We start from the raw sequence: 11756 nt of genomic DNA, 5'->3' as shown, positions 1-11756 counted from the left end.
GGGCATGACGGCACGGAGCTGTGACGAACGGAGTCACACAGGCATGGGGTCATGGACGGACAGAGGCACGCACGCATGAAGTCATGGACCGCACGGAGTCATGGACCGCACGGAGTCATGGACGCATGACGGCAAAAGCGAGACGCGGCCTCGGTGCCGGGGAGCGGTGGGACGGTTCTGCCGTCAGTACGCTCGCTCCGCTCGCTGCTCTGGTTGCCGGGCCCGAGTGCGCGCAGCACCGAGGTGGTCGGCAGGCGGCGTCAGCGGGCTGCGCCGGCTCGCCGGTTCTTCGGGATTCTCGCGGGACATGTGTGTACCCTCACTGTGTTCAAAGTGCTGACAGGGATGACGACCGGTCACGACGGTCGCCTGTCATGGTGCGAAGTGCTTTGCCGTCCCGGGGTCAGAGTCGGGGCGGCGAAGCGACCGATGCCCGCGCCACCAGCGGGCAAAGCAGCATCTCCTGGATCTCCGGGCCCGGTGGCCGTCCCGGCGTCTCGGTGAGCGCGAGCAACTGGGCCACAGCCCGTGCCCCCATCTCGTAGTGCGGCAGCTGGACCGTGCTCAGCGCGGGATGGACGGCCTCGCAGACCAGCTCCTGGTTGTCGAACCCGATGACCGACAGGTCGTCGGGGACGGACAGCCCCAACTCGGCGGCGGCGCGGTAAGCACCGGCGGCCATGCGGTCGTTGAAGCAGAACAGCGCCGTGGGGCGCCGCTCCGCCGTCAGCAGGCGCCGGGCGGCGCGGTAGCCCGCGTCGACGTCGCCGGCGGTCGTGCCGAAGGGCACCGCCGTCTCGGCGGCGACCAGCGACGGGTCGTAGGGGACGCCGACCTCGGCCAGCGCCCTGCGGTAGCCCTCCAGACGGCCCTGCTTGGCGGGGAGGTCGACGGTCTGCACGGTCACGCCGATCCTGCGGTGCCCGTGGTCGGTCAGCTCGCGCACCGCCGTGCGGCCACCCTGGACCTCGTCCGGGACGACGAAGGGGACGGCCGGGTCCTCGGCGCGCGCGTCCAGCAGCACGGTGGGTGTCGAGCCCAGGCTCGCCGGCACCCGCACGTCCCGGTGGTACATCGCCGCGTACAGCACGCCGTCCACCTGACGCTGGAGCAGCATCTCGATGCTGGTGCGCTCGAGTTCGGCGTCACCGCTGGTGTTGACCAGCAGCAGCACCATGCCCGCGGTTGCGGCGGCCTCCTGGGCGCCCAGGATCATCCGGCCCGCGTGAGGGGTGGTGGCGATCTCGTCGCTGACGAAACCGATGGTCTGCGAACGCCGCATCCGCAGCCCCCGGGCGAGGCCGTTCGGCGCGTACCCCAGTTCCCGGGCGATCTGGAGAACGCGCTCCCGCGTCTGCGCGCTGGCCCGCTTGCCCTCGACCCCGTTCAGGATGTGCGACACCGTCGCGGTCGACACACCTGCCGCCGCGGCCACGTCCTTGATCCCGATCCGGCGTGCCATGGAACCTGCCTGAAGTAGTGGATTCCGGGTTGGTAAATCGTTTAGCCAACCGCGTGCACATGAGAGTGCCGACGGCTGCGGCTCCTGTCAATGGCTCGCGACGTAACTCTTTCGCCGATGCGTCCGCGTGCTCCCGCCGGTACGACGCCCGGGGGACGACGGCTCTGTTCCGTTTCGCCGCCCCGCGCCCGGGGGCACAGCCAGAGGCATGGGTGACTACGACGACTCGATCACGGTGACCGTTCCGCCGGAACGGCTCTTCTCCTACCTCGCCGACGTGCAGAACCTGCCTGCCTACCTGCCCCGGCTGACCGTCGCCCGGCCCCACGACGGCGACCGGGTCACCGTCACCGCACACATCGACCCGCCGGACGCACCCGAGCAGGACGTCACCGGCGAGGCCTGGATCCGCGTCGTCGAGGAGGGGAAAAGCCTCGAGTGGGGAGCGCCGGGCCCCCACGACTACCGCGGACGACTGCACGTCGAGGCCGGCGACGCGCCGGGCAGCTCCCGGCTCACCGTCGAGCTGCACACCCAGCACACCGAGGGCGAGCAGGTCGACCACGGCCTGCGGGAGGCACTGAGCGGGCTCAAGAACGCGGTGGAGAGCGCCGAGCGCTGACGGGGACGTCGGATTCGGGTGAGGGCCCCGCGCCGGAGAGCGGGGGCATATGCCGGAAAAGGTGCCGGGAACAGCTTTCCGGGCCTTTTCCGCGCGGACCGTGTCGTGCGAAGCTGCCGTTGCCGGTTCTTCGGCCTCCCGTCCGGCACGTCGGCGGCTTACGGTGGAAGGCGCAACCTCTGCCGGGCCTGCGGCACCCTGTGCCGCAGCCACGTGTCGGCTCAGTCGGCACGATGCGGAGGTGTGCCGTGTCCGAAAACAGTTGCTTCTCTCCCCTCGGCGCGGGCGTCGAGGCGTCGTGGCCCGCCCGTGCGTGGCTGCGGGACGCCGCCTGTGTCGGCGAGGACCCCGAGCTGTTCTTCCCCCTGGCCGAGCGGGAGTCCGATCCGCAGGTCGCCAGAGCGCTCGCGGTCTGCCGCCGGTGCCGCGTCCTGCTCGCCTGTCGCTCATGGGCGATCGAGCAGGGTGAGGACGCGGGCATCTGGGGCGCAACCACCGCCGCACAGCGCCGCGCGATCAGCAAGGAGGTGCGGGGCGGTCCGGCGCCCCGGGCGTCGTCGGCGTGGCGGTCGACGCACGTGAGGGACTGAGCGCCGTGGCGCATGCCGGGGCGGGCCGTTCGGTCCGGCTCCCCGGACGTCGTCGGCGTGGCGGCCGACTCGACCGCCGTGCGCCGCAGTGCCCGAGCCCGCCGTAGGTCGCCGCCGGTCGGGTCGGCCGCCGTGCGCCGCAGCGCCTGAGCCCGTCGTAGCTCGCCGCCGGTCGAGTCGGCCGACGTGCGTCGCAGTGCCTGAGCCCGCCGTGTGCCGCGGTACCTGAGCCTGTCGTGTGCCGCAGCGCCTGAGCGCGCCGTGCGCCGCAGTGCCTGAGCCCGCCGCCGGCTCCCCTCGGCGGCGCATGCCGCATCCGGCGGCCCCGCTCCCGCCGAAGAAAAGGACGGATGCGGACGGAAGGAACGCCCCCATGCACTGGCTCTTCGGCGACCAGCTCGGACCGCACTTCCTGCTGCCCTCCGAGGACAGCGGCCTCACCGGCGACACACCGCTGCTGATGATCGAGGCGCGCTCGGTGTTCCGACGCCGGCGCTTCCACCGGGCCAAGGCCCACCTCGTGCTCTCCGCGATGCGTCACCGGGCGGCCGAACTCGGCGACCGGGTCGTCTACGTACGCGCCGACACCTACCGCGAGGGCCTGGCCCGGGCCGCGGTCGGCGGCGCCCAGGTGACCGTCCACCACCCGACCTCGTACGCCGCCGTGCGCCTCGTACGATCGCTGCCCGATGTGGCCGTGGGGCCCGCGCGCGGATTCCTCGTCCCCACCGCGGACTTCACGGCGTGGGCGGACGGACACGGCGGTCGACGGCTGCGGCAGGAGGACTTCTACCGCTGGGTCCGGCGCGGACACGACCTGCTCATGGACGGCGACCAGCCCGTGGGCGGCCGGTGGAACCTCGACCACGACAACAGGCGGCCCCCGCCCCGCGGCGCGGCCGTCCTGCCGGTCGCCGCTCCCTACCGGCCGCGCGAGGACGCCGTGGACGACGAGGTGCGCCACGATCTCGACCTCTGGGAGAAGGACGGCGACGTGTCCTTCGTCGGACGCGACGGGCCGCGCCTGTTCCCCGCGACCCGGGCCGAAGCCCGGACGGCGCTGAGACGCTTCGTCGAGCACCGGCTCGGCGCGTTTGGCCCGTTCGAGGACGCCATGCTCGCCGCCGACCCCGCCATGAGCCACAGTCTGCTGTCGTCCTCGCTCAACCTGGGCCTGCTCGACCCCGCCGAGTGCGTCGAGTCGGCCGAGGCGGCATGGCGGGCGGGCCGCGCCCCGCTGAACAGCGTGGAGGGGTTCGTCCGCCAGATCGCCGGCTGGCGGGAGTACGTGTGGCAGCTCTACTGGTACTTCGGCGAGGACTACCGCCACTCCAACGCCCTGCGCCATGTCGCCCCGCTGCCCGACTGGTGGAGCGACCTGGACGCGGACGACGTGCGCGCCCGCTGCCTGCGCACGGTCCTCGCCCAGGTGCGCGACACGGGCTGGACCCACCACATCCCGCGCCTGATGATCCTCGGCGGGTACGCCCTCCAGCGGGGCTGGGACCCGGCCGCCGTCACGGACTGGTTCCACCGCAGCTTCGTGGACGGCTACGACTGGGTGATGGTGCCCAACGTCGTCGGCATGTCCCAGTACGCCGACGGCGGCCGTATGACCACCAAGCCCTACACGTCCGGCGGTGCCTATGTGAACCGGATGAGCGACCTGTGCGGCCCCTGCGTCCACCGCCCCGGCGACCGCACGGGCGCACACGCGTGCCCTTACACGGCGGGCTACTGGGCCTTCCTCGACCGGCACCGCCCGCTGCTGGAGCACAACCACCGCACCGCCCGTGCCGTGCGCGGCCTGGACCGGCTCACCGATCTCGACGAGGTCCGACGTCAGGAAGGGGCGCGCGGCGACACGCCGCCATGACGACGAGCGCCCGTGCGCTGTGGTGCGGATCACCGTGGCCTTGTTGAGTCGGACGACGGTGCCGATTCCGTACCTTCCCGTGACGCGTCGGACCCGGACTGCGAAGATGAGGCGCCATGACGGTGGGACGGTGTTCACGCGCGCTGCGGGCCGCTGTGTTCGCGGCCGTCTGCGTGCTGCTCGCGTCCCTGGGCCACACCATGATGTCCGGCGCCAGGGTGCCCTGGTGGGCCGCGGTCGCGGCGGTGGCGGTGACCGGCGGCGCCGCCTGGTGGCTCGCCGACCGGGAGCGCGGGCCGCTCCTGGTCGCCTCCCTCACGGTCGCCGCTCAGGCCGGGCTCCACGCGTCGTTCTCGCTCGCCCAGGCGCTCGCCCCGCCGCGAACCCCCGGCGATCCGTCGCTCGCCCGGCGGTGGCTCGGTTACGTACTGTGCGGCTCGCCCTCGGGACCGGGCGCGGGGCACGGCCTGGCGTCGACGTCGATGGACGCCACGCACGGCATGACCTCCATGGGGCCCATGACCTCGATGGGTTCCTCAGGGGGCATGGACCACGCGATGAGCGCCATGCACTCCATGGGTTCGACGCACGGCATGGGCGCCGTCCACTCCCTGGACCACGGCTCGGGCGGCATGTCCTCGACCGGCATGCTCGCCGCCCACCTGCTCGCCGCACTCGTGTGCGGCCTGTGGCTGGCCCACGGCGAGCGCGCGGCCTTCCGCGTCCTGCGGGCGTTGGCGGGCTGGTTCGCAGCGCCGCTGCGCCTGATCCTCCGGCCGCCTGCGCCCCCGCACCGGCCACGGGTGGGCGCCCGCCGGGCCGGCTCGGACCGCGCGCCGCGTGAACTCCTCCTCGCCTGTGCCATCACTTCCCGGGGTCCACCCGTGGGGACCGCTGTCGCCTGACGACAGCCGGACACCCGAGGCCGTCCACGAAGACGCCGAGCCACCGGCTCCCGCCTCGGGCGCCGGCCGCGCCTTCCCGCGCCCGGCCGGCCTCACCCCACCACCCCTCACCCGTCACCGGTTCCGCCGAACCTCGCTCGTCTCCGCGCGCGGCCCTTCGGCCCGGAACCGCATCCGGGACTCCGAGAAGGAGAGCCCTCACGTGCTCGCTCCTGCCCTGTCCTCGACGACCCCGTCTTCGACGCACGACGACCGGAAGGGGGAGTCGACGGACGCCTCGATCACGGCCTGGGCGCTCGCCGCCCGCGGCGGCGACCCCGACGCCGTCGACCTCTTCGTCCGCGCCCTGCACCGCGACGTCCGCCGCTACGTCACCTTCCTCGGCGCGGATCCCCAGTCCGCCGACGACCTCACCCAGGACACGTTCCTGCGGGCCCTGGGCAGCCTGCACCGCTTCGAGGGCCGCTCCTCGGCTCGCACCTGGCTGCTGTCCATCGCCCGGCGCGCCGTGATCGACAACATCCGTCACCACTCCTGCCGGCCCCGCCTGTCGGACACGGACGACTGGCTGTCGGCCGCCGAACGCGCACAGCCGCGCGACCTGCCGGGCTTCGACGACGGCATCGCCCTCGCCGAGCTCCTCGACGCACTCCCCGCAGACCGCCGCGAGGCCTTCGTCCTCACCCAACTGCTGGGCCTGCCCTACGCGGAGGCGGCCGGCATCAGCGACTGCCCGGTGGGCACCGTACGCTCCCGCGTCGCCCGCGCCCGCACCTCCCTGATCGAATGGCTCGACGAGGCGGAACGCCCCCGGATGACCACAGCCGCCTAGGTGTGCTGTCCCGGGACGCTTCGCGGGTCCGCACCCACCGCGCTCGTGACGGGTGGCCTTCGGCTGGTCGTCACGAGCGCGGTGAGGGGGATCAGAGGTCGAACTCGTACGGGGCCAGGCCGAGGGTGAAGCAGGCCTCGCCCACGACGGCCTGCTCGGTCTCGTCGAAGTCGCCGTCGGCGCCGCCGATGATGATGCCGATCTGGACGACGGCACGCGCCTCGGCGGGCTTCTTGCGCGCCTTGGCGACCTCCTGGAGCACACTCACCTTGCCGAAGGCGAAGTCGGCGCTCGGCCTGCTCAGATTGTCGTCGAAGCGCTGCCGCAGGTCCATGACGTCGAAGTTCTGCAACACCTCGTTGGTGGCGATCAGTTGGGCAACCCGCTGCCGTTCGGAGGGGTCGACGGTGCCGTCGGCGGCCGCGACCAGGTCAGGACTGGTGACCTGCGGTTGAATGAGGCGCGTGAACGAGACTGCCGCTCTGCGACTTCGTCAGGCCGTGACGCGTATCCAGCACGCCGCCGGTGAACGTGCCGCCACCGGGCGGAGGTTGGAAGACGCCGACGACGTCGCCGGTACGTTCGCCACGGACGGCGCGGTCGGCTTCGATCCGTTCCCTTTCCTCCAGGCGCTGCACGAGGCCGGTTCGCGCGCGATGGTCGTCGGCCAGGTCGCCGGCATCCTGCACGGCTCGGCCGAGCCGACCGGCGACCTCGACCTGCTGTGGGACGGAACGCCCGAGCAGGCGCACGCCCTGCGCACCGCCCTGACGGCAGCCGGCTGCACCGAATTGCCGGACCTCGATCGACCGCAGGCGGCCTACCGGGCGACCGGCGCGGGCGGCGACCTGTGCACGCCCGCCCTGCCCTGGGGCGACCTGGACACCGCCCCCTGCCTCACCCGCGCGCTGATCACCCACGACCCGGCGGGCTTCGCCGTCTTCTACGCCGCCCTGGACGACCTGATCCGGATGCGGCGCTCCCTGGGCCGCCCCAAGGACCACCGGCGCGCGGACGAACTGGAGCGACCGGGTCGCTGACCGGCGGCGCAAGGGCCTCAACGGGCGTGCCCTTGCCGGGAGATGAGCGGGAAGAGAGCAGCGGAGTTCTGCTGCTACGGTGGCCCGATGGCAGCGATCAAGAAGTTCCAGGTCACCTTCGACTGCGCGGACCCCGAGCGCGTGGCTCGTTTCTGGTGCGAGGTGCTGGGGTACGTCGTGCCGCCGCCGCCCGAGGGATTCGACGCCTGGGACGACTACACCCGCTCGCTGCCGCCCGAGGAGCAGGGGGCGTGGTTCGCGTGCGGTGACCCGTCGGGTGTCGGCCCGCGCCTGTACTTCCAGCGGGTTCCCGAGGGGAAGGTCGCCAAGAACCGGGTGCACCTCGACGTCAGGGTCGGTACCGGCCTCGTGGGCGAGGAGCGCCTCGCCACGCTCCAGGCCGAATGCGCACGCCTGGTCGCGCTCGGCGCGCAATGCGTGCGTGTGCTGCTCGCGGACGAGGACAACGAGTCGTGCATCGTCATGCAGGACATCGAGGGCAACGAGTTCTGTCTCGACTGAGCGATCTGCGGCGACGGCGAGTTGGTAGCCGTCTCGATTCGCGTCACGATGAAGACAGAAGGCGGGGGCGGGAGTTGGGCCGTCAGGCCGGGGCGAGGACGCAGAACTCGTGACCGTCCGGGTCGGTCATGCAGGTCCAGGGGGCGTCGCCCTGGCCGACGTCGAGGTCACCGGCGCCCAGGGCCCGCAGCCGGTCCGCCTCCGCCGCTGGGTCGTCCCCCGGGTACGGCAGCAGATCGAGATGGACACGGTCCGGCACCGTCTTCACCCCGGGTGTGCGGAGGAACTCCAGATAGGGGCCGACCCCCTTCGCGGAGCGCAACACCGCCTGTTCGTCGCTCACTTCGCACAGGGCCCAGTCCGTCGCCTCACTCCAGAACCGGGCCATGGCCCGCGGATCCGCGCAGTCGACCACCACCGCGGCGATCGGCCCGGTGTCCCGGTAGACCTCCCGAGGCTCCAGCACGCAGAACTCGTTGCCCTCGGGGTCGGCGAGGACCGTCCACGGCACCTCGCCCTGGCCCACGTCGACGGGTGTCGCACCGAGCGCCCTCAGGTGTGCGACCAGTTCCGCCTGATGTGCCGCGGAAGTGGTGGCCAGATCGAGGTGCATACGGTTCTTGGCCGTCGTCTTGGGCTCCGGGACGGGGACCACGTCGATGCCGACGACGACCGGGTCGGGCCAGACGAGGCCACCGGCCGGTCCGACGTAGGTGGTCACACCGGGGCTGTAGGCGCTCCAGCCGAGCGCCTCCGCCCGGAACCGGCCTACGGCCGAGGGGTCGAGGGCCTTCACGATCACGTGAACGGGTCGCAACGCCATGTGGTCGATCATAGGCCCGGACGCCGGTGTGGTGACGTTTCCCATGGTGCGACGCAGGTCGAACCGGGGTTGCGGCGGCACGCCTCCCGTCAAGCCGTAGGCAGTGTCGACGCCGCGACCGTCGACGGCGAGGGCCGCATGCCGAGCCACTGTTCCGCGCCCCATGCCTCGAACCGCTCCACCTCGGTGAATCCCAGCTTCGCCGCGAGGCGCATCGAGGCGATGTTGGCGCTCTGGGTGGTGAGCACCACCGGCTCGCCGGGAAGGACGCCGTCGAACCAGCCGAGTGCCGCCGCGCACGCCTCCGCGGCGTACCCGGACCCCCACGCCCGCGGCAGGAACAGGTAGCCGAGATCGGCCTTGCCCGCGGCGGCGGGCCGGCGGTGCCCGGTCGCCCTCCGCAGCAGGATCTGGCCGATCATCGCCCCGTCGAGATCGACGACGAAACTCCCGGGCCACCGCTCGGGCACCTCCGGCAGCTCGCGCTCCAGCTCGTCACGCGGGCGGGGACCGCCGAGGTACGTGTGCACCTCGGGTGAGGCGAGCAGGTCGACGAACGCGGCACGGTCCCGCGACTCCGGCTCCCTGAGCACGAGCCGCTCGGTCCTGACCGGCGCGGGCGGCCAGTCCACAACTCCCAGAGCTTCCATCCGTGCACGCTAACAGACGGTCAACTGAGCCCACACGAACCGGAATTGGTGACACGCCCGCCGCGACGATCACCGGCCCGGCGGGTCACACTCCGATGAAGCTCACCGTCTCCGTCACGTCGGCCCGCGCGGTGCGCGGCGCCGGCACGCCCTCCTTCTCGAACCCACCGAGACACCGCAGTACAGCACCAGCCCGTCTGCGGCCCCGACGATCTCACCGACGGTCCGGCGAAACATCGTCCACATCACCTGAGGGCAGCTGTGCAGCCCTTCCGCCCTCAGCAACAGCATGACCGTCTGCAGGTACATCCCCGCGTCCCCCCACTGCCCGGGGCCCATCGTCCGGTCGAGGTAGCAGAACAGTACGACCGCCGCCCCGAACGCCTCCGAGTTCAAGGCGGCGACCTTCACGGGTCTGCCGGGGTCCTCGCGCTCGATTCCCAGCGCTTCGTACCGCTGGGCGGCCGCGTCGGAAAAGCGGTCCAGATACGGCGAGGTCAGCTCCGCCGGATACATCGGATACTCCCGCTCATCACCCGGGTCACCCGCCAGAGCCCTGGTCGTCGCACGCCGCTTCAGCTCGGCCAACGGCTCGCCGGTGACGACGTACACATGCCAGGGCTGGAGATTCCCGCTGGACGGAGCGCGCGCCGCCGCTGTCAGCACACGTTCGAGCACCTCTTGGGGCACCGGCTCATCTCGGAACGCCCGCACGGATCTGCGGCTGTCCACGGCTTCGTACACATCCACGGCGTGTCGTCCTCTCCCTCGACGGCGACCGGCGAAGGCCGGGCCGACAGGCGTCAAGTGTGCTCGGCTACCGGCCTGTGCGGCGTCTAAGGTCGCCTCCATGACGAGGACCACGCCCCCGCGCCCTCTCGATGTCGAGGCACTCTTCCCGGAGCTGGCCGCCTTTCGCGGGACGACGACCCGGCTCCATCCGCGACCGGGCACACCAGGCCTTTCGGCGAGCTCCGTGGGCGGTCCCATGCTCTGGCCTGTGGACGAACCGTGGCCGGTGTGCGGCGAGGCGCACGGCCGTCGGCGGGGCAGGCGCCTGGCCGACATCCGCCGCTCCCGACAGGTACTGGCTGCCGCGTGGGAGCGTGAGCAGCCTGCCGGTCCGACGGACGAAGAACGGCAACTTCTGGACGAGTTGAGCCGGGAGCACCGGATTTCGGGGGCCTCCGGGACCGACCCGCTGCCGATGATCGGCCTCGCGCAGCTGTACCGGCGGGACGTGCCCGATCTGGCGGCCGGGTCGGGCGACTGCGATCTGCTTCAGGTGTTCTGGTGTCCCTTCAACGCGCACGGCCCGAGCCGGTACGACCTTGAGCTGCACCTGCGCCGGCGGCGGTCGTGGGAGGTCGGCGAGGTGCTGACCGCGCCGCCGCAGCCGCTGGTCGTCGGGTCCGACGGCTTCGTGCCCGAGCCGTGTGTGCTGCATCCGGAGCAGGTGGTCACCTACCCGTTCGCCGGCCTTCTGCCCGAGGAGCTGTGCGCACGGATCGACGCCTGGGAAGACGCACTCGAGGAGGAAGCCGAGCGCATGGCGGACGACGGCACGACAGAGCCGTACGCCTACCAGTACGACCTCTCCATCCCGCCCGGCTGGCGCGTGGGCGGCTTCGCCTCCTGGCACGCGACCGACCCGTATCCCATGGACTGCCTGACCTGTTCGACACCCATGCGCCTGCTGCTGACCATCGACAGCTCGGAATGGGACGGCGGCAGCGGCAGCTGGAAACCGCTGGAGGACCAGCGCCGGTCCGGTCACCGGCACGCCACTCCCACGGAGGTCACAGTGGGCCGCTGGGGCGAGCTCAACGTCTTCGCCTGCCCCGACACCCCTGAGCACCCGCACCGCTGGAGCATCCAGTGACGCGCAGTGCCCCAGGAGGCGGAGAGCACCGGCAAGCGGGTCGGCATCAGGTGCCGGTCGGTCGTCAACTGGTTTGCTGTGGTGGGTAGTTGTGTGTGTACGCGTGCAGCCGGCATGTACAGTCGGGCCCGTAAGGCATGAGACTGACGGGGAGGGTGTGTCATGTTCGCGGTGATCTACCGTTGGCGTTTGCACGAGGGCAAGGAAGAGCAGTTCTCCGCGGGTTGGCATCGGGTGACCGAAGCGATGCACAAGCACTGCGGCAGTTACGGATCGCGTCTGCACCAGGCCGACGACGGCACCTGGGTGGCGTACGCGAGGTGGCCGGACGCCGAGACTCGGGCGGGTTGCCCCGACGTGGACCCCGAAGGGGAGGCCATGATGAGTGAGGCGGTCGCCGAGTACCTTCCCTCGATCCGGTGCCAGGTGATGGACGACCTTCTCGCGGAGCCCCGCGACTAGGGCGTGTTTCGAAAGTAGCGTCGTCCGCCCGGAGGGCGGGGCTCGCGGCGGCGATGGGGGCACCTCCCGCGCGAGTTCGGTTCGAGCGTG

General features: G+C 71.8%; 12 protein-coding genes and 2 pseudogenes. 9 read left to right on the top strand and 5 right to left on the bottom strand.

What is annotated here, in order from left to right:
- Window positions 1-403: 403 nt before the first annotated feature.
- The gene (locus ACIRS4_RS35075) at window positions 404-1462 is read right to left on the bottom strand and encodes a LacI family DNA-binding transcriptional regulator (protein ID WP_404203792.1); all 1059 of its coding nucleotides are present in this window, start codon (window positions 1460-1462) and stop codon (window positions 404-406) included.
- Between the two features lie 208 nt (window positions 1463-1670).
- Between ACIRS4_RS35075 and ACIRS4_RS35070 the strand changes: the two genes are divergently transcribed.
- The 5 genes from ACIRS4_RS35070 (at window position 1671) to ACIRS4_RS35050 (ending at window position 6287) form a co-directional block, all read left to right on the top strand.
- Window positions 1671-2084: an SRPBCC family protein gene (locus ACIRS4_RS35070; RefSeq protein ID WP_404203790.1), complete on the top strand. Its 414-nt coding sequence runs from the start codon at window positions 1671-1673 to the stop codon at window positions 2082-2084.
- 248 nt (window positions 2085-2332) lie between these two features.
- Window positions 2333-2674: a WhiB family transcriptional regulator gene (locus tag ACIRS4_RS35065; protein ID WP_404203788.1), complete on the top strand. Its 342-nt coding sequence runs from the start codon at window positions 2333-2335 to the stop codon at window positions 2672-2674.
- Window positions 2675-3047: 373 nt separating this feature from the next.
- A complete protein-coding gene (locus ACIRS4_RS35060) occupies window positions 3048-4550 on the top strand; it encodes a cryptochrome/photolyase family protein (RefSeq protein ID WP_404203786.1) in 1503 nt (500 codons plus the stop codon).
- Window positions 4551-4666: 116 nt separating this feature from the next.
- Complete coding sequence (locus ACIRS4_RS35055; protein ID WP_404203784.1) at window positions 4667-5455, top strand: hypothetical protein; 789 nt, start codon at window positions 4667-4669, stop codon at window positions 5453-5455.
- Between the two features lie 202 nt (window positions 5456-5657).
- Window positions 5658-6287, top strand: a complete 630-nt coding sequence (locus ACIRS4_RS35050) for a sigma-70 family RNA polymerase sigma factor (protein ID WP_404203782.1) — start codon at window positions 5658-5660, stop codon at window positions 6285-6287.
- Between the two features lie 91 nt (window positions 6288-6378).
- Here ACIRS4_RS35050 and ACIRS4_RS35045 read toward each other — a convergent pair.
- Window positions 6379-6717, bottom strand: a pseudogene (locus tag ACIRS4_RS35045) (tellurite resistance TerB family protein); the annotation flags it as partial.
- A gap of 34 nt (window positions 6718-6751) precedes the next feature.
- Between ACIRS4_RS35045 and ACIRS4_RS35040 the strand changes: the two are divergent.
- Both ACIRS4_RS35040 and ACIRS4_RS35035 read left to right on the top strand, forming a co-directional pair.
- A complete protein-coding gene (locus ACIRS4_RS35040; protein WP_404203779.1) occupies window positions 6752-7327 on the top strand; it encodes a hypothetical protein in 576 nt (191 codons plus the stop codon).
- Window positions 7328-7414: 87 nt separating this feature from the next.
- On the top strand, window positions 7415-7849 hold the full coding sequence (locus tag ACIRS4_RS35035) for a VOC family protein (protein WP_404203777.1): 435 nt from the start codon (window positions 7415-7417) through the stop codon (window positions 7847-7849).
- Window positions 7850-7931: 82 nt separating this feature from the next.
- Here ACIRS4_RS35035 and ACIRS4_RS35030 read toward each other — a convergent pair whose 3' ends face one another.
- From ACIRS4_RS35030 to ACIRS4_RS35020, 3 genes and pseudogenes are all read right to left on the bottom strand, one after another.
- Window positions 7932-8672 carry a VOC family protein gene (locus ACIRS4_RS35030; RefSeq protein WP_404203775.1) on the bottom strand — a complete coding sequence of 247 codons (741 nt, stop codon included), beginning with the start codon at window positions 8670-8672 and terminating at the stop codon, window positions 7932-7934.
- Between the two features lie 89 nt (window positions 8673-8761).
- Window positions 8762-9322, bottom strand: coding sequence for a GNAT family N-acetyltransferase (locus tag ACIRS4_RS35025; RefSeq protein WP_404203773.1), 561 nt, complete (start codon window positions 9320-9322; stop codon window positions 8762-8764).
- An 85-nt stretch (window positions 9323-9407) separates the two neighbouring features.
- Window positions 9408-10072, bottom strand: a pseudogene (locus ACIRS4_RS35020) (nitroreductase).
- 100 nt (window positions 10073-10172) lie between these two features.
- Between ACIRS4_RS35020 and ACIRS4_RS35015 the strand changes: the two are divergent.
- Both ACIRS4_RS35015 and ACIRS4_RS35010 read left to right on the top strand, forming a co-directional pair.
- Window positions 10173-11204: a hypothetical protein gene (locus ACIRS4_RS35015; RefSeq protein ID WP_404203771.1), complete on the top strand. Its 1032-nt coding sequence runs from the start codon at window positions 10173-10175 to the stop codon at window positions 11202-11204.
- 162 nt (window positions 11205-11366) lie between these two features.
- Window positions 11367-11666: an antibiotic biosynthesis monooxygenase family protein gene (locus ACIRS4_RS35010; protein WP_404203769.1), complete on the top strand. Its 300-nt coding sequence runs from the start codon at window positions 11367-11369 to the stop codon at window positions 11664-11666.
- The last annotated feature ends 90 nt before the right edge of the window (window positions 11667-11756 follow it).

The organism is Streptomyces sp. NPDC101166 (assembly GCF_044768125.1).
GTDB lineage: Bacteria > Actinomycetota > Actinomycetes > Streptomycetales > Streptomycetaceae > Streptomyces.
Note: the sequence above shows the minus strand (reverse complement) of the source record. Positions and strands in the feature narration are given on the sequence as shown.

What these genes read in the sequence shown, in the direction of transcription:
- ACIRS4_RS35075 (WP_404203792.1), bottom strand. Translation starts at nt 1,462, where the DNA reads ATGGCACGCCGGATCGGGATCAAGGACGTGGCCGCGGCGGCAGGTGTG.
- ACIRS4_RS35070 (WP_404203790.1), top strand. Translation starts at nt 1,671, where the DNA reads ATGGGTGACTACGACGACTCGATCACGGTGACCGTTCCGCCGGAACGG.
- ACIRS4_RS35060 (WP_404203786.1), top strand. Translation starts at nt 3,048, where the DNA reads ATGCACTGGCTCTTCGGCGACCAGCTCGGACCGCACTTCCTGCTGCCC.
- ACIRS4_RS35055 (WP_404203784.1), top strand. Translation starts at nt 4,667, where the DNA reads ATGACGGTGGGACGGTGTTCACGCGCGCTGCGGGCCGCTGTGTTCGCG.
- ACIRS4_RS35035 (WP_404203777.1), top strand. Translation starts at nt 7,415, where the DNA reads ATGGCAGCGATCAAGAAGTTCCAGGTCACCTTCGACTGCGCGGACCCC.
- ACIRS4_RS35030 (WP_404203775.1), bottom strand. Translation starts at nt 8,672, where the DNA reads ATGGCGTTGCGACCCGTTCACGTGATCGTGAAGGCCCTCGACCCCTCG.
- ACIRS4_RS35025 (WP_404203773.1), bottom strand. Translation starts at nt 9,322, where the DNA reads ATGGAAGCTCTGGGAGTTGTGGACTGGCCGCCCGCGCCGGTCAGGACC.
- ACIRS4_RS35015 (WP_404203771.1), top strand. Translation starts at nt 10,173, where the DNA reads ATGACGAGGACCACGCCCCCGCGCCCTCTCGATGTCGAGGCACTCTTC.
- ACIRS4_RS35010 (WP_404203769.1), top strand. Translation starts at nt 11,367, where the DNA reads ATGTTCGCGGTGATCTACCGTTGGCGTTTGCACGAGGGCAAGGAAGAG.